The organism is Clostridium akagii DSM 12554 (genome assembly GCF_000686725.1).
In the GTDB taxonomy this organism is placed as follows: Bacteria; Bacillota; Clostridia; order Clostridiales; family Clostridiaceae; genus Clostridium_I; species Clostridium_I akagii.
Genome location: NZ_JMLK01000007.1, coordinates 355291 through 373469, shown reverse-complemented (window position 1 = coordinate 373469; position 18179 = coordinate 355291). Strand labels below are relative to the sequence as shown.

16 protein-coding genes are annotated in these 18179 nt (G+C 29.2%); 1 reads left to right on the top strand and 15 read right to left on the bottom strand.

The window, feature by feature from the left end:
- From BR66_RS24710 to BR66_RS0103985, 6 genes are all read right to left on the bottom strand, one after another.
- On the bottom strand, positions 1 to 1001 hold a 1001-nt coding region (locus BR66_RS24710; RefSeq protein ID WP_156946224.1), incomplete at its 3' end, for an MCP four helix bundle domain-containing protein.
- Between the two features lie 42 nt (positions 1002 to 1043).
- Positions 1044 to 1757 (bottom strand): DUF624 domain-containing protein, encoded by a 714-nt coding sequence (locus tag BR66_RS0104005; protein WP_026881750.1) that lies wholly within the window; start codon positions 1755 to 1757, stop codon positions 1044 to 1046.
- A gap of 152 nt (positions 1758 to 1909) precedes the next feature.
- A complete protein-coding gene (locus BR66_RS0104000) occupies positions 1910 to 3301 on the bottom strand; it encodes a glycoside hydrolase family 32 protein (protein ID WP_026881749.1) in 1392 nt (463 codons plus the stop codon).
- 145 nt (positions 3302 to 3446) lie between these two features.
- Positions 3447 to 5096 carry a type 2 periplasmic-binding domain-containing protein gene (locus BR66_RS0103995; protein ID WP_026881748.1) on the bottom strand — a complete coding sequence of 550 codons (1650 nt, stop codon included), beginning with the start codon at positions 5094 to 5096 and terminating at the stop codon, positions 3447 to 3449.
- A gap of 127 nt (positions 5097 to 5223) precedes the next feature.
- Complete coding sequence (locus tag BR66_RS0103990; protein ID WP_026881747.1) at positions 5224 to 6108, bottom strand: carbohydrate ABC transporter permease; 885 nt, start codon at positions 6106 to 6108, stop codon at positions 5224 to 5226.
- Positions 6109 to 6132: 24 nt separating this feature from the next.
- Positions 6133 to 7104 carry an ABC transporter permease gene (locus BR66_RS0103985; protein WP_084156312.1) on the bottom strand — a complete coding sequence of 324 codons (972 nt, stop codon included), beginning with the start codon at positions 7102 to 7104 and terminating at the stop codon, positions 6133 to 6135.
- Between the two features lie 449 nt (positions 7105 to 7553).
- On the opposite strand from BR66_RS0103985, the gene BR66_RS0103980 reads away from it, so the two are divergent.
- Entirely contained in the window at positions 7554 to 8225 is a 672-nt protein-coding gene (locus tag BR66_RS0103980) for a type 2 periplasmic-binding domain-containing protein (RefSeq protein WP_026881745.1), read from the top strand.
- 382 nt (positions 8226 to 8607) lie between these two features.
- On the opposite strand, the gene BR66_RS0103975 is transcribed toward BR66_RS0103980, so the two are convergent.
- The 9 genes from BR66_RS0103975 to BR66_RS24705 all read right to left on the bottom strand — a co-directional run bounded on the left by BR66_RS0103975 (position 8608) and on the right by BR66_RS24705 (position 18054).
- On the bottom strand, positions 8608 to 9795 hold the full coding sequence (locus tag BR66_RS0103975; protein ID WP_026881744.1) for an MFS transporter: 1188 nt from the start codon (positions 9793 to 9795) through the stop codon (positions 8608 to 8610).
- A gap of 32 nt (positions 9796 to 9827) precedes the next feature.
- On the bottom strand, positions 9828 to 10577 hold the full coding sequence (locus BR66_RS0103970) for a class I SAM-dependent methyltransferase (RefSeq protein ID WP_026881743.1): 750 nt from the start codon (positions 10575 to 10577) through the stop codon (positions 9828 to 9830).
- Positions 10578 to 10975: 398 nt separating this feature from the next.
- Positions 10976 to 11479 (bottom strand): GNAT family N-acetyltransferase, encoded by a 504-nt coding sequence (locus tag BR66_RS0103965; RefSeq protein WP_035795396.1) that lies wholly within the window; start codon positions 11477 to 11479, stop codon positions 10976 to 10978.
- A 167-nt stretch (positions 11480 to 11646) separates the two neighbouring features.
- The gene (locus BR66_RS0103960; RefSeq protein WP_026881741.1) at positions 11647 to 13893 is read right to left on the bottom strand and encodes a serine hydrolase domain-containing protein; all 2247 of its coding nucleotides are present in this window, start codon (positions 13891 to 13893) and stop codon (positions 11647 to 11649) included.
- A 313-nt stretch (positions 13894 to 14206) separates the two neighbouring features.
- Positions 14207 to 14548: a bacteriocin immunity protein gene (locus BR66_RS0103955; protein ID WP_242841107.1), complete on the bottom strand. Its 342-nt coding sequence runs from the start codon at positions 14546 to 14548 to the stop codon at positions 14207 to 14209.
- Between the two features lie 310 nt (positions 14549 to 14858).
- Complete coding sequence (locus BR66_RS0103950) at positions 14859 to 15308, bottom strand: FMN-binding protein (protein ID WP_242841106.1); 450 nt, start codon at positions 15306 to 15308, stop codon at positions 14859 to 14861.
- A gap of 222 nt (positions 15309 to 15530) precedes the next feature.
- Positions 15531 to 15677: a hypothetical protein gene (locus tag BR66_RS25570; RefSeq protein ID WP_156946223.1), complete on the bottom strand. Its 147-nt coding sequence runs from the start codon at positions 15675 to 15677 to the stop codon at positions 15531 to 15533.
- Positions 15678 to 15702: 25 nt separating this feature from the next.
- Positions 15703 to 16290: a TetR/AcrR family transcriptional regulator gene (locus BR66_RS0103940; protein ID WP_026881738.1), complete on the bottom strand. Its 588-nt coding sequence runs from the start codon at positions 16288 to 16290 to the stop codon at positions 15703 to 15705.
- A gap of 1158 nt (positions 16291 to 17448) precedes the next feature.
- On the bottom strand, positions 17449 to 18054 hold the full coding sequence (locus BR66_RS24705) for a hypothetical protein (protein ID WP_026881737.1): 606 nt from the start codon (positions 18052 to 18054) through the stop codon (positions 17449 to 17451).
- Positions 18055 to 18179: the final 125 nt, after the last annotated feature.

Below are 18179 nucleotides of genomic sequence, written 5' to 3'. Positions count from 1 at the left end.
TGTATATTTGAGGATATAGAAAGACCTGCTTTAGTCTTTAAAACAGAATTATTGGCTTGTTCTTTAACAGTACTAGCCATAGAAGTAACTTCTTCTACAGAAGCACTAGATTCCTGCATAGAAGCAGAGATTTCTTCTGTTGCTGCAGAAATTTGCTCAATACTACTACTTATATCAATGAATGCTATATTAGTAGCTTCACTGCCCTGGAATACGTTTTTACTTTGTTTTTTCACCTCTGAAAGATTAAGATTTAATTTTTTAATTGCTGTATTCAAAGAGTCTATAGTTTTACCAATTTCATCTTTAGTAACTGATTTTAGCTCAAAATTCAAATCTCCATCTGCAAGTTTTGAAGCTGCATCCGCAATGACCTTTACTTGACTAGTAACTGATTTTCTTATTATTGTAGCTAAAATAATTGCAAGTATAAAAGAAATAATTAATAAAATAATTATCTGTGTCCCAAGAGTAGTTATAGTATTTCTTGTGTTTGTTGATAGATTCTGAGACAACTGCTGCTGAAGGTTAACCATACTATCTAAATCATTAACAATTGATTGTAGTTGTATACTGGTAAAATCTGTACTCGTATCAATTTCTAATGAAGTATCAACAAACTGAAAGTAATCTTTATCATTAACATCAATTTGAGCCATCAGCTGTTTTTCTTCTTTTGTACTCACAAGTTTTCTCAGTATATTTTTACTCTTATTATAAAATGATATATCATTTACCAAGAGTTTCTTTTGCGAATCCATATAATTTTGGTTATTAATTGAACATATGTTTGATAACCTAATTGCTGAATCAGTTAAGTATCCCTTCATACAATAGGATTCAGTGAGCTTTTTATTGTTATGATCAACTAAGTTATCCATTGAAAAACCAACACCACTTACTGTTACAAATGAAAATACTCCTATAAATAGAACAAGCAAAAACATAATGGCAAAACCCACATATAGTTTACTGGACAGTTTCATTTTATTTAAAGACATAATATAATCACCACTTTACTTAATTTAAAAACTCAGTAATAATTAATGTTCATTTCCTAACTTGGATTCATCTTTATTTTTTAATCTATCTTCAATCTCTTTAAGCACACTCTTTTGCAAATACATTATTACATAGGTTATAATACTTACAGAAAATAAAATCATTACAGCTTGAAAAGTATTATTTGAAATTTTCCATAAAAAGTAAATAACTCCAAAAGATATTATACACACGTGGATTTTTTTTATTAAGTATTCAAACGATAATCTTATTATGTCTCTTTTCTTCAAATGAAATCTGGATATTATAGGGAAAATATAGAATGCTAAAGCAATACAAATAACAGCTATAATTTTTAAAAATATATTAATAAAATACAAGTGAAAATTACTACTAATTAATATCATATCAATCTTTATTACAAATAAAATAGCTAGCCCTAATGTCCAAAAAAATAATGAGTCAAATACGTTTTCCTTGTAAGCTTTAAAAAAATATTTTGTTAAATTAATATCTCCCTCTCTTGTTAGCTTACCCATTACACTTAATAGCGCTGTTAATGCAGGTCCCATAGGTATCAATGAAAGAATTAAAATTACATTAATTTGAATATTCCCATTCATACTCATGGTCATAGCCACAAATATATATGGAATATTCATTATCCAAAAATATAGATTCCCTAATAAAAGCCAAAAAAAGTAATTTGAAATAGCAAAAATTAATCCTTCACTAAATTGTCTTTTTTTATTCATATTCATCCTCATCTCTTCTGTCAAAACATTCATTTTCCTAATTGGAAAAATAATGTATAAAAGATTTATACAAACATTTATTATTAGCTTTCTAATAATAAATGTTCTTAAAAATCATAAATACTAATGTTGTACAAATAATTTTATAGTTTTCACCAAATACTCTTCATTTTCCACAAGCTAAGTTCTTGTATATTTAATTCATTTCCTTTGTTAAGTTCTAGGCTTACATTTTCACTGTTCTCCAGTGTAGGATATATTCTTGTTGACAAACAAATCTCACTATCAGCAAAAACTTCAATAATTGAATGATCAACAAATACACGAATACTAAGTAATTGTCCAACTTCTTTTTTCAATGGAGACTTAAGTATAGTTTTATGCACCTGTTCAGAAATGCTGGACTTACTTCTATCCACAAAAATTTCTCCTACTACTGCATCATATCTAATTGTTGTTGTTTCTACATTATCAGGTGATTCAAACACATTTAAAGAGAAATCTTCATCTCCATTTATTTTAATTGTAATTTTTATTTCTAATGCTCTACCCTTGCTTTTTAAAATTATCTTGTTTTTATTAATGATTTTATTATTATATGATTCCTCATCATATCTAAGCATCTCATACTCAGATAATGGTTCCATTTTTAGTGAGTTATGTGAGTCTAAAGTAAGTACTCTAGGAATAGATTGAGCACCGGCCCATCCGTTAGCTCCTTCAAAATCTCCTCTGGAAACTTCTGTCATCCAACCCCACATTATTTTTCTTCCAATAGGATCTATTAATGTATTAGGAGCATAAAAGCCTTCCCACCCACTATTATCTAATATTCCTTCATATTCTGATATAAATGTAAAATCTTCGTTTAAAGTTCCTACATGATATCTAACTATATCACTTGGAGAATAAACCAGTACATACTTATCACCGAATTTTATCATGTTAGGACATTCTAAAAACTTAAACTCAGGTGCTTCAAACATTTTATTTAAGAATTTCCAATTCATAAGATCCAAAGAACTGTATATTAGAACACAACCTTTCTCTTCACAGCCCCCACCTAATACCATGTACCAAACTTCATTTTCTTTCCAAATGAATGGATCACGCCATTCTTTTATATTCATTTTTCCATGTAATTTTAATTTTAATACAGGGTTTGAATCATATTTTTCCCAAGTAATCATATCATCATGACTAACGGCCATCCATTGCTGCGCTCCATCTTTTCCATTTCTTTCGTTTTCACCTATACTTGTGTAAAATATTGTTGGAAGTCCATCGTTATTTATCACAGCACAACCAGAAAAACAATGTGTTTCTCCTAATTCATTTGAAGGAGTTAAAGCTATAGGAAGATGTTCCCAGTGAACTAAATCTTCACTAACAGCATGCCCCCAATGCATTGTATCCCAATGATAATCATTAGGATTATGTTGATAAAACAAATGGTATTTTCCTTTGTAATATATGGGCCCATTGGGATCATTCATCCAATTTTTTTCTGGTATAAAATGATATTGTGGTTTATATAGATCCATGTTTTCCCTCCGTCATAATTAATTTAAAATCGTTTAATCTATCATGTATATTTTTTCTGTTTATATATAAGAATAAGTTATATGCATGTATTTATTACACATAACTTATTCTTATTTGTAAATTTTAAGCAATTATTAATACGAGTTATTTTTTTTGAGCCTTAAAATAAGTATCTAAATATTTCTGCTTGGTAGTGAGTAACTTAGTAAGTCCTGTTTGGTTCATTGTGTTTAGATAACTATTCCAATCAGTATCTATTCCACCTTTTAATATCCATTGTGCTTTCATTCTTTCTGTATATGTTTTAACTGCTGTATCAAGTTGTGTTACTTGAGATTCATCAGTTGAATTCATGAAAACAAGAGGATAGTTATAAGTAGTTTTCATATATGGTACATAAGTTGTTTGTAAAATATTAATTCTCCAAGCAGCATCGGCTGGCTTTGTAGTCTGATTACCAAAATAACTATTTAGTACTGCTAAAGGTCCACCTACACATGTCTTCTGCCTTAATTCAACAGGTGCAGTTCCTGAAAGTGGTAAATGTTTTAAATTTCCTTGACTCGTCATTTCAAAAATATTTTGTTGTGTTTTATCTCCATAGGTACCCCAGTTGTCTTGAACTGATTGAACGGGTGCATAAAGTTGATCAAACCACTTAGCAGTTAAGTCAAGATTTTGATCTGAACTTGTGATTACTGCCCTATTTCTGTCAAAACCAATACCATTAGTTCGTGGCACATTTATCTGTCCGTCTGGTCCTTTTAATGCAGGCAACTGAACATAATCATCAGATGCTCCTGAAATATTTGCTTTATCCCAAGTAAAATATAATCCATAACGTTTAGCTGTACCTTTTGCTTCATAAGTATTCCAATCTTGAGTGAATGCTTCCTTATCTATCAAACCTTCATTTTCAAGTTTATTCATCCATTCTATTCCAGTTTTATATCCAGGTTGAGTTGTAGAATAAACTACTTTTTTATCATTTGTAACCATATAATGATCATCGTTATCACCCATTCCGAAAGCTCCAAGAAGCATTGAAGGATCTTCCCCTTGATGATTAATCATGAAAGACATTGGAATTACATTAGTACCTAGCTTTGCTGCGTTATTTTTGAAAGCAAGAAGATCTTTTTCTAAGTCATCTGTAGTTGTTGGCATTGGTAGTCCTAATTCATCTAGCCATTTCTTATTTATCCAAGGCGTATCATCTAAAGCTTGAATAGCATTTTTGCCTGTTCCGAGTTCTTCAATCCATGGTAATGAATAAATATGTCCATCTGGTGCTGTTATCATTGATTTATATTCAGGATTAGTACCAAGAATTTTCTTAAGGTTTGGCATGTCTTTATTTATTAAATTATCCAAAGGAACAATAACACCTTGTGATGAATATTTTAATATATCATTATCAGTCATACCATTAGTATCAAAAATTGCATCCGGAAGGTCTCCACTTGCGAGTTCCAAATTTCTTTTATCATTAAATGAATCATCAGTATAATTTGTCCAATCAATATGAACACCTGTAGATTTTTCAAGCCTTTGGAAAATCAACTTTTTATTAGGATCACTTGGTGCCAAAGCCGAACTATGTGTCAAAAACTTCATAGTCACCTTACTTTTCAAAGGAAAGCTCACGTTAGTAAGTCCATATCCCTGTGATGAGTTTGTTCCCTTGGCTTTTGAAGTTCCAGATGTACTAGATTTACTTCCGCTTGCCCCACACCCTGTTGCTAGCATGCTAACAACTAGTGCTAAACTTACTACCAAATTAATTTTTTTCATTTAAATACCCCCGCTTTAAATTTTTTATGATACTTTAAATCATTAACTTTATTGTTAACTCTCCTGCAACCATATACAATATCATTTATGCTACAAAAGATGATTTAAACAAATTTATATGGTGTTATTATCCTTTTATAGATCCAACTAATATACCTTCTTCAAAATATTTTTGGAAGAAAGGGTACATTATTATTAATGGTAAACTTGAAACAACAATACTTGAATATTTAATCATCTGAGCTATTTGCTGTAACTGAGCTGTGCTTGCAGCGTCACTTCCTATATTTAAAGTAGTTTGATTTTGAACCAGAATTGATCTAAGTACAATCTGTAATGGTTCTAAATTAGTGTTTTTTAAATAAATCATAGCATCAAAATATGAATTCCATTGAGCAACAAATTGATATAATACTAATACCGCAATTATTGGTTTACATAATGGTAATAATATCTTAAAAAAATACTGAGTATCACTTGAACCATCAACTATAGAAGCTTCTCTTAACTCCTTTGGAATACCTTGAAAATATGTTCTAGCTAATATAAGATTCCATACATTAATGGCACCCGGTAAGAGAATTGCCCAAACACTATCTAACATATTTAAATTTTTTACTACTAAATATGTTGGTATAAGACCGCCATTAAAAAACATTGTGATAACAAAAATTGTCATAAGAGTTTTTCTACCTACAAAATTTTCTATGGATAACGGATATGCAGCAAACAAAGTTAATATAACTGAAATAAATGAAAACGCTACTGCGTAAAATACTGAATTTCTGAAACCTATTAGCATTTCTGGATCACTAAATACCTTCTTGTAACCTTCTAATGTCCAATCAGCGGGATTTATTGTAAGTCCACTATTTAACAATGCATTGGGTTTTGTAAAAGATGCAGCTACTACATATATTAATGGTACCAATACACAAATAACTAACATCACAAGCAATACATTATTTAAAATTAATATAATCCTATCAGTTTTGGATATTCCTTTATACATTTCTCTCCTCCTTTATCTTTGTAATTATAGCCCTTGTCCATCATTTAATTTCTTCACAACTTTGTTAACAGCTATAAGCAATATTACATTGATTACAGAATTAAAAAGACCTATAGCAGTTGAATACCCATAATCTCCCATTTGTAAACCTATCTTATAAACATATGTAGGCAAAATTTCAGAGGTTGAAATATTCATGGATGTTTGCATTAAAAATGCTTTTTCAAAACCAATGCTCATGATATTCCCAGCTGCTAGAATAAACTGTATAACAGTTATTGCTTTGATAGCTGGAAAATCCACATGTCTAATTTGTTGAAAAATATTTGCTCCATCTATTAATGCAGCATCCAGTTGATCTTGTGACACATTGGAAAGTCCAGCAAGATATACTATAGACGCCCATCCAGCACCTTGCCAAATACCACTTATAATATAAATTGGTCTAAACCAACCAGGTTCGGTCATAAAATTCACACTCTTGCCACCTAATAGGGTAATAATTTGATTTATGGGTCCTATTGGAGATAAAAAAATGAAAATCATACCTACAATAACTACCGATGAAATAAAATTTGGTGCGTATAATATAAGTTGCATCTTTTTCTTAAGTCCAACACTTTTAACTCTATGCATCATAAGTGCTAAAATAATTGGTATTGGAAAACCAAACAATAGACCATAGGCACTCAATTTTAAAGTACTTAATAGCATATTCATGAAATCTGGGGTTGTTGCAAATTGCTTAAAATTATCCCAACCAATCCAAGGACTTCCTATAATACCATTTAAAGGGTTGTAGGCTTTAAATGCTATTACTGTACCGTACATAGGTACATATTTAAATATAATGGTAAGCACCAATGCTGGTAATATAAATAAATATAGCTGATAATTATCTCTTATATACTTTAATTTTTTGGTATTATTTTCATGTTTAATCAAACTATTTTGTTTTAATTTTTTTACATTACCTTCAGTTTTAATCAAAGTCATAGAAATGCTCCTTTACTATTAATTTTGAAACAGTGGGTTATTACTACGGATTTCACCTTCTCTTGGCGTTTGTTTTTTCTTTATGAATACGTATTCATAAACTATATTTTTATATTATCATTTTAAATATTACTTGTCAACTTTTTTATCATACACACCTCATACATCATTCTCTAGTATTAAACATTAGACCTAATTTCTAATATACGGGGATTGCTTTTTATATAAAATTACCAAAAACTTATTTTTTCTCATTTTACAAAAACTTATTTTTTTTATTTTATATTGTATTTTAATCCTACTTATTGTACATTAATATAAGTTATGGTTTATGTTTTTTATTGTCGCAATAGAATATGCATTAATGCATATTCTAAAAAATAATAAATCGCTTTGCTAAAAATTATCTTCAATTCTATTACATAAAATAAAAAGAAGGTGAATTAAAAATGGAACATTTAAGTACAAAAGAAAGACTTAGAAGTATGAATTTGAAAGAAAAAATAAATTATATTTTATATTATTATAAATTTCATATTACAGTAATAATAGTGTTGTTGGTAAGTATTTCCTTCTTTTTAGTAAATATAATTAATAGCAAAGAAGCTGTGCTAAATATAACATTAATAGGTAAATATGTAGATGCAGATAAACAAGAGCAACTCAAAAATAAAGCAGATGATACTCTTATTAAAACTTACAAGAAAAAGAAAGATATTACTTTTGAATTTTTACAAACAAATGATGATCCTCAGGATGATACTAACTCAATTACTTGGCAAAAACTTACAGCTTCAATTGATACACGACAAGTAGATATTGTAATACTAGATAAAAAAGATTTTGACACCTATGTTAAACAGGGTCTATTTATGAAGCTGTCAACTATTCCTGATTTTTCCAGTCTCCATCTAACTGATTCCTCTTTGGTCAATGGTAAAATAAAAGCCTTAGACAAAACTGATGAACCTTATGGTATAAATGTGGAAAATCTTCCTGTTTTAAAGTTCATAAATTTCGATTCAAAAAATAAAGTAATGTGTATAATATCAAATTCTGCCCACGTTAGCAAAGTCATAGATTTTTTAAAATGGATTTATGTATCGAAACCAATTTATTAAAAAATAAATAGTATTAAATTATTTGTTTTTTTATGGTTAAAGACTCTTATCTTAAAAATATGATACGAGTATTTTTCAAGGAAGTGGCAACAATGATAGAGGTTAGTCATTTGAATTCATAATAATAATAATAATAATAAGCAGATTAAGGACATAGTAATATGCTCCCCTTAAAGTAGACAGATTAAATAATAAAAAATCTGTTACCAGAAAGGGGAGCATATTAATGATCTAGATGTATTTTATCTTATAAACACATGTAAATCGCCTATTTATAATAGTTTTATTCAAGCACCACAACCGAAAGCTTATGGAATTATAGTCTTTAGAGTGAGCTTTATCGGTTTCGTTTGTTGCACCACTATATTTTAATCTTTTATTTTTAATCTTTTATTTTTAATCTTTTATCTTGAAGTTCACTAAAAGAAATCACACTAGCCATTACAATTGAAATAATAAGTATTAAAAACGTACTTATTATTATTACATACTTTATTCCAAAATAATTTGATAATAGTCCAATTAAAATCATAAAAGTAATCATTACTATACTTTGAAAAAATGAAATACTACTAAAAATTCTTCCTAATATATCTAAAGGAACAGTTTCTTGTAGCCGCGTTAAGTATCCTGTATTAAACTGTGACTGAAAAAAACCTAAAATAAAAAATCCAATCATTGCCATAATGAATGAAGTTGAAGTTGAATAAATGATAAATCCAATTGCACTAAATATTGAACCGATCTTTAAAAGATTATTACTAGACACTTTGTTTAATAACGGAATAACAAAAGCAGAACCACAAACATATCCAACACCAGCTATCATGAACAATAAACTGTATTGTGAATAGTTTAGATTTAGTATTTTTTTAGCAAAAACTACTTCTTGAGAATCTAATGCCACGCCCATAGAAACAATGATTATAAATAATAAATTTAATATAGTGAATTTTAAATTTTTACGTAGCATAAAATCGTAAATATCTTTCCAATCATTTATCAATTTTGCCTTGATATTTTCTTTATTTTTATTAATGACCTTCTTATGAATTTTAGGCATAAAGCTTAAAAATATAGCTGATGCAAAAAATGTTATTGCATTTACTATAATTGCTATTGAACCATTTGAAAATCTAAGTATAAACGCAGAAATAGCAGGTCCGATAACAATAGAACCATTGGTTAGCATACCCTGAATGGAATTAAATCTTTTCCTTTGATCTTGAGGTATATTTTCAGTTGTATATGGAAGAGATACCGACCCTAATATAGCTATACTTATATTAAGTAAAAATATTAATATATAAATAATCATTATACTATTGATATTTGCCATTGAAAATAATATTAAACCATTAACTATATTAGCAAGTATCATCATTTTCTTTTTATTATATCTATCAGTTATACTGCCAGACCAGAATTTTGTTAATATTGATGATATATATGGTATTATCCATATACATGATACTGCTAATAGTGAATTAGTTTTTTCTAAAATAATGATATTAATAGCAACTAAATAAATGTAATCTCCTATGGATGAAAACCCGTTACTTAATAGCAATAGAAGAGCTTTAGATTTCCAACTGCCTTTTGCTATTTTTTTTTAAATTCATCACTATCATCTTTTTTTATATTTAAAACCATAAGAAGAGATGTGGAATTCACACTTAGCTCTTCCTTATTATAACCGCCATAAGATTCAACTAAGTTAAAACCACTTTTGCTGATTTTTGAGTTAATATCATAAAAAGAATATAAATTTGTTTTACATTCATATTTTTGAATCGAATTATTTACTATACGAAATTCTTTTAATTCCAATACATTATTTTTAAAATCAATACTATTTTTATGTAAACAAAAGTTATTATTTTTCTCTAGCCAATAATTGGGTTGCCAATTTTTTAGAATATAATCTCTATTAGTTAAATCTAAAATAAAATATCCTTCCGGTTTTAGAGCTTTTCTGACTTTTTCTAAAACATTACAATCTTCATTCAAAAATAACCCTAACGAATTACCTAATAAAATTATCACATCATATTTTTCGTGTATACTATCTTTCAGTATATCAACAGTTTTAAACATATCCTCGCCTAAATTATTTTTAGTTGCTTCAGCTTTTGCATATTCTATTGCTTGTATACTATTATCTATTCCTACAACATCTACCCCTGACTTTTTTAAGTTTATTGTATGTCTACCATGTCCACAACATAAATCTAATACTTTATCAGATTTGTCAATAAAACTTTTAATAAAGTCTACTTCTTCATTTGTTATTGATTCATTTAAATAATCATTGTAAAAATTAATATAGGTATTATCAAAGTAGTTTTCCATAATTCCCTCCTATGTAAGAATATAATGTAGGTATATAAACAATAATACAGATTAAATCTATACTATTGTTTATATAAAATTTGCAATTAGAAAATAATAATAACAATAACGGAATCTTTCATAACAATTAGCCTCCTTTAGGATATATTTAGCTTTTATGTTGTAAATTTATATTACCATATATTACCATATGAGTCAACTTATTTGAAAAATTTCCCAAATTGCAAATGATGTGTGGACAAGAGTATTTTGGAATTCATGGCCACCCACACTAGCCCTATAAGTGACTGATACTAGCTGTGTCTCAAGACACGTATAACTAAATACAAATAAGCACAATATTTTATTTAATGATCTTTTATAGTCTAAACTACCATATTCTTTTAATTTTACAAACATTATATTATATTTAAAACATATGATTTATTCGGATTGCTGGTATTTAGTTCAATGAATCCAATTGACTTAAACAAATTTTGTGAACGTTTATTATATGAATATATTGTGGGGATATTTATTTTGGTTATACCTATTACTTTTGCCCTATTTATGAGCGTATTAATTACAATATAACCTATTCCTTTGCCCCAATAGTATTCGTCGCCTATAATAATCGGCATATTTTTTTCTGATAGTGTTACATCACCAATTAATACCCATTTATTATTTTCATTTATTTCAATAAAATATAACTCACCTATGTTGCTTAAGTATTCATACATTCTATTGATTGTATCTATATCATAAGTTTTTTCGTCAGTAATACCTTCAGAGTAATATAGTATTTTAGGATTATGATACCATTTTAACGCGACTATCCAATCACTTTTATCTAGAACTATTAATCTTAGATTGGTATCAATTTTAATAATTGGCGGCTGGTTAATATTCTTTAATGGCATAAAAATATCTCCTATATTTTAAATCATGAATATTTCAATCAAACCTTATTCTAAAGCTACAAAATTGTGTAGCTTTGGAATAAAGATCATTAGTTTTAAGCATAACTAGTGCTACTTGACTCTATATAAATTAAACTGCAGATGAATCAATGCTGAGAGCTGTTCTGTTAATTATATTGAATCTTAAACTCAGCGTGAGCATCACCTAAAAATACGATTGTCCCATCTTTAGGCAATATAGTTTTGTTAACACCTGTAATCGTAGAATCATTCACCAACTTTCCATTGCTGTCGTAAACTACAAATGCTGCATTCTTTGGTATATCTACAGTGATTTTCCTATCAGCTGATTCACTGCCAATCTTGTACCATTTTGCATATCCATCTTTGTCAATTGTACATGTGAATTGATTTTCTGCTGAAAGAGTTTCAATTGCAGTTTCTTCTACGTAAAGCCTGCCAGCTACACTTAAGTATTCAAACCCGCCCTTTCTATAAAAATTAATGTCGTTTTGATCACGTGACATTAAACCTGGTCCGTCCAATACAGCCGCAGCGGTATTTTTATCTACAATCTTATCAATACCTAAATATCCTTCAAATCCTTTTGAAAAACCAACTTGTTGAATTGGACATGAAAGATATACTATAGAAGAATACTTTTCGTTTAACGGGTAGTATTTCTTTCCATCTCTTTTGGTCCAGACTTTAGAAACATTCTCCGTTAATGTATTTACATTTTCCTTTTGTGCAATGTACTGATCCAGCGCGATTTGCCCTAAAGGAGACAGATTTGAATAAATACCCTGTTCAAGGTATGTTTTTCCATTTGTTTCTTCTACGAACTTATATCTTTGAGTTCTATCATCAGACATAAATGTTCCATCCTTGGTATAATAACAGGTTAGTGTACCATACTGCGGCATATTAGGATATGATAAACTTAATGTACCTGACTCATCAAGTTTGGCATCCATAAATCCTGAAGAAGACAAATATAAACCTTCATATTTTTTCATTTCCGCTGGAACAGCTGTTTTTTCAGCTATAGGAAAAGTCTTATACGGTTTGATTACACTTATTACACCTTTTTCTTTTAATGCAGCAAGAAGTATTTCCTGACCCATTACCTGATCATAGGTACTTGATGATCCAGAACTTACTACTGCCACAGCCATATTTTGTTCCGGTAAAACTATCAAATTGCTGTGATAAAAATTCGTATCTCCACCTTTTGACAATGCTTTTATATTATATTGATTAAAAGGATAAGTATTTACATCATCCCAGCCTAATCCATAGCCTAATATACTATCTGTATCTGTATCCTTTGGCCAAATACCTCTTAAATATTCCTTGTTCTCCATCTTATTCATGGATTGCTTTGAAATTATTCCATTAGAATTATTAGTGAAAGTTGTTGCAAATTTACATAATTCTTCAGCACTTGAATAAATCCCGCCGGCACCAAATGCAATCACATTTTCAGTTGGTAATGGGCCAGAAACTGCACCTGTATATGTCTTAGCTAGTCTTCCCCTATCAAATATACTCGCCGGTGTTTTGGTATCATCCATTTTCAGAGGATTTAGGATTGTATTAGTTATATAGGTTGTAAAACTAAATCCTGTAACACGCTCCACTAGAATTTCAGCAAGGGTAAAACCATCGTTGCAATATACTGAATACGCACCCGGTTCTGCCTTTAGGCGTTGTGTTCTTAATTTAGCTAAAAAAGTATCATGGGCATATTTATCATTATCTCCGAAAAGCATTGCATTTGAAAAACTGGAACCCATTAATCCTGATGAATGATTTAGGAGCATTCTAACTGTTATTTTTTTGTATCTGTCATCTACCATTTTAAAATTTTTAATATATTGTATAACCGGGGTATCCAAATTAATTTTCCCCTTGTCTACTAATGTCATCACCGCTGTTGTTACAAACATCTTGCTTACTGAACCTATACCATACATAGTGTCAGCTGTTGGTACTGTATTATTTTCTACTGAAGATAAACCTGCATTACCGGACAGCGCAATCTTTCCATTATCTATTAATGCATATTGTAAGCTTGTACATTTAGAAGAAGTAGAAGACATAATAATTGAAGCTTTTTTATCTGCAACTGCTTTAGTGGCAGAATAAGCAGGATCTGAAAAGCTTTTAACCTGAGTATTGCTCTTAATATTCGGTGGTGAAGATATACTTGGTTCTTGCATTTTATATCCATCTATAGTCTGGATGGGAATATCTGTTGTAGTAGGAAAATCCGTCTTAATGTCACCAGATGGAAATTTTGCTACTAGTGCACCTCCTGAAGTTCTACTTTCAGCAAGAACTGTCATTGTTGATGATGCCAAAAACACCATCATTAACACAAATGTTAATACCCGTTTTTTCATCCTCATTTTAATTATCCCCTCTTTTTTATAAATAATCATTCTTCCATAACAAATCATATGTGACTAATATAGGTTTTAAATATTTGAATTTAAAACCCATACTATATGATTGTTGGTAATATTATATTACCATATAATATGTTAATTTTCATTAAAAATTCCATAAATACAAAAATTAAGCATTAGTATTGAAACGAGAAAGTTGATATTTGTCTATTTTTACCCTAAAAAACATCATAACAATAAGTTATGATGTTTTTTTACTTCCTTTTTTATATTTTATTTTTATAGGCTAATATTTCATTATCGCCTAGTTCATTTAAAATTGAGATTTATCTCCATAATCCGAACGATATACACCATTTAAACCAGCATATTTACCTATTCCAGATAACTCTTTTATAATATTCTCTTCATTAGATGAAAAATGTAGTTTTTCTGTATAAGCTGTAAAATATATATAGTTAACTAATCTATTTATCAACGGAATATTTTTTTCATTAGATAAATCTAGCTTTACATAAACTTTTAATAATACTTCTTTAATATCATCAAAATTATTTTTTTTTGATTGTGAAATACTATTATATAAAGAATGTACTAAATCTTTAGATCTATTCATTTCTGTTTCTGTTTCTGTAGGTGCAATGAATTCTTCCACTATTAACATCTCCTTCAATTAAAAGTTATAACTCAACAGTTATCAAATGTCAAGGCAGAGCCAAAACCGCCATTTAATTAATCCCACCTAAAAAACAAAGGCTACACACCCTTTATTTAAGAATGTATAGCCTTTACTTTTAATATTAATATTCTATTATTTTTACTATACTTCATTACGTATAGTAGTGTATCTATTGCAAAATTTTGATTCATCTTTTTTACAAATGGTTAAACTTTATAACAAAGTTTAATCAAAAACATATAACACTTGACTGTCTAAGGCATTGTTACATATACTCCATCATGAACTATTTTTGAGCCTGCTTGAGTGCATTTTCTACTCCTTTGAGATAGGCTTTAGAGGTGAGAGTCGCACCGCTGATTGTGTCCACTTGCAGTGACTGTGCTTTAATTACTCTATTGAACAATTCATTTGTGAATTCAGGCGGTTTATTCTCTTTATTTTTTAATAATTTAATATAAGTAACTTTACCTGAAGACACTTTAATCCGAACTTCATTTTCCCTCCATTTGTACATTCCACCCTTATACTCCCCAATATAAGTGCCATCATTTAGTCTACTGAAGTTTACCCCATTAAGAGGAAGATTTTTCGCTTCACTACGTTCCTTGGAAAAATACGACAAGCCTACTGTTCCTCCTATACCCAAAGAAACAATAATTACTAGAGCTATAATCCATCCTAACATTTTGTATTTCCCCCTTTTTTTCATTTTTATCTCACCCTTACTTTTCATTTTAACCACTCCTAATTCAAAATTGTTTCTCTCACAATTTTCACAATTGTATTAGTTGATTTTTTAATATCCACCGTATTTATTCCATAAGACGATGTATCTTTACGAACAGGTTTAAGGTCAGGTAATAGATCAGCGCTATGCAGATCTGTTAGCGGAAGCTTCATTGTTGCTGGTTGCTGAGTACTAAGTAACTAGAATCTTCATGGTAAACCCTCCATTCTAAATATCTAATACATTTATTCTTATACATTCAGTCGTCTGAAAGTAGTCTTTTAGACCTCGTGTAACGTAACCCACTAAGTTCATATCAATAAGAATTGCTTCGGTTCCGTGAAAAGATTTTAGGAGCTCGATCCCTTTATTCATCCCCGCCTTCTCCATCCTTACCGGATTATTTATTCTTATAGCAATCCATCAAGCCTTTCATAGTAAATTCCGCTAAGTAATCTAAAACGTGTGGGAAATATTGAAACCCCACCTCTTCCTTGTGCGTATCAATATTGGTTAAAGCAGAAAAAATTGCCATAATCATCTCAGCATCGATATCGTTTCTGATTTTTCCTTCAATCTGCCACTTTTTTACTATCTCGATAAAGCTGTCGTATAGGAAATCAACATAATCAAGTCCGTTTTCTTCACGATAAATTTGTTCTATTTTATTGAAAACCTCTCTGTTATACCACTCCTTTAATATGGGATTTGCTCTCATGCCTTTAAGATTCATAAACATCATTTCCTTCATGACATTTATGGGGTCGGCCTCTAAATCCATGGACTCCATGATGTTTTTTTTCAGTTTAACGTTTTCTTCCAAATAAATGTCCATAAATAATTTATCTTTTGAAGGATAGTAGTTATAAAACGTACCGGTAGCAATACCTGCCATTTTTGTTATTTCAGAAACATTTGTGTCTTTAAATCCCTTTGAACTGAACAGTTCTCTTCCACAATTCATAATATCCGTTTTTTTATCGATCAAATCAGTTACCTCCTTGTATTTGAAACAACTCTTTATATATGTTTAATTTTTCTGCTGAAGTTCAATCATTGTTTCCAACATCGATAAACAACAACCTTTATCACATTAAATCCAAAGTTCGTCACCGTACTTTCAAGATATTTACGAATAGCATTTTCTCCAAAAATGCTCCGGGTAACAATGGCTGTAAAGATCTTGCCAAAGAATCTTGGCCTGTGGAATATATAGGTAACCAGGTCCAAAATGTTCTTCATGCGCGCTGAAACCTGAAATGCTTAACTCGTGGTAGCAAAGATGATGCCGTCCTAATGCTCCATCTTCTCAACCAGTACGTCCCCTATCATCTTTTATAGGACAAAATTCTTGTCCTATATCGAAGCATAGCTTACAGCCATTGTAAAACTCCAGGCGATACTCACTTAAGAAAACGTACTCAAATTGGATTTCACTATATTGCTTCAAGTTTTTTTCGAATTCCTTAATTGCCTGATAGGCTGCTTTCTTCCGTGCACTCCCTATTAAATGCAGTTGTTTTTTCTTTAATGCATCATATCACATGTTATTATATGAATGAATTAAAAATTATTCATTCATATTATAACATGCATGAATATTCCAGTCAATTCTTATTACTAATTTGGGGCTGCTAAAAAAAATCATAGATTCATATTTTTATTTATCAACTAATTTTTCAATATATGTTGTTACTATTACTATTTCTTTTCTCTTTACCATTTAATTTAATCACCACCCAAAAACAAAGGCTACACACTCTTTATTTAAGAATGTATAGCCTTTACTTTTAATATTCTATTATTTTTACTATACTTCATTACGTATAGTAGTGTATCTATTGCAAAATTTTGATTCATCTTTTTTACAAATGGTTAAACTTTATTTAAAACCTACAACAAATGTTGGTTTATAATAAAGTTTGATCAAAACGTCTTTAACAAATGCCTTAAAATCGTTAAATCTAAAATTAATTTTTAAACAAAGTTTGATTAAAACCAGAACTTTATTAAGTATTTTACAATGAATTTTTGTAATAAAGTTTGATCAAAATATCCTTTAAAATCTAATATTTAATTATTAATAAATCATGTTATTATAATAATAATAAGAATACTATTGTTTAATCAAAATTTAAGTATCTTTTTATTTTAAATAAGAGATAATCTTATTTGTTGTTGATATAATCTTACTAAATTTTATACCTTTAATTTCTTTTATTGCATCTTCTTTTATCATTTTTCTACGTAAAGAACCAACATCAGACCTTGATCTAGATTCTTCTGTGATAAATTCCATAATTGTCCTTATACTTGCATAGTGATTATCCAAATTTTTTTCAAGATCTATACGAATGTTTTCATTATAGTAAATATGTCCATCATGATAGTTTGCTAATAGAAGTTCAAACTTATCATGATATGTAACTTTTTTCATTAAATTCATTTCTTTCTTACTACTTATAAATTTATCAAGATCAAAATACACACGATTTATGTTTCCTGAAAATTCTAAAATTTTCTTATCATCTGATTCCATATCTATTGGAAGGTATTCACCATACCCTGGCCATAAAATATCAAATCCTTTTTCTGAATTACGATTCCAATATTGATAACATTCATCTATTACATTTTTTACTAAAGAAATATTATATCTAGCAAATATTATACCAACTATTCTTCTTTCTCCAAAATCATATATTTCATTAATCTTTGTATCTAATTCCAATAATGATAAAGCTGGAATCATTACATCACCTCCCCCGTTAAACTTAATAACACATTACTTAGTGCCATCTGTACTATCTAATTTATTGTCAGTAATCCACCCCAATCTAACAATTTAATTAATAAGCTCCAAAAAATCTCCTCTTA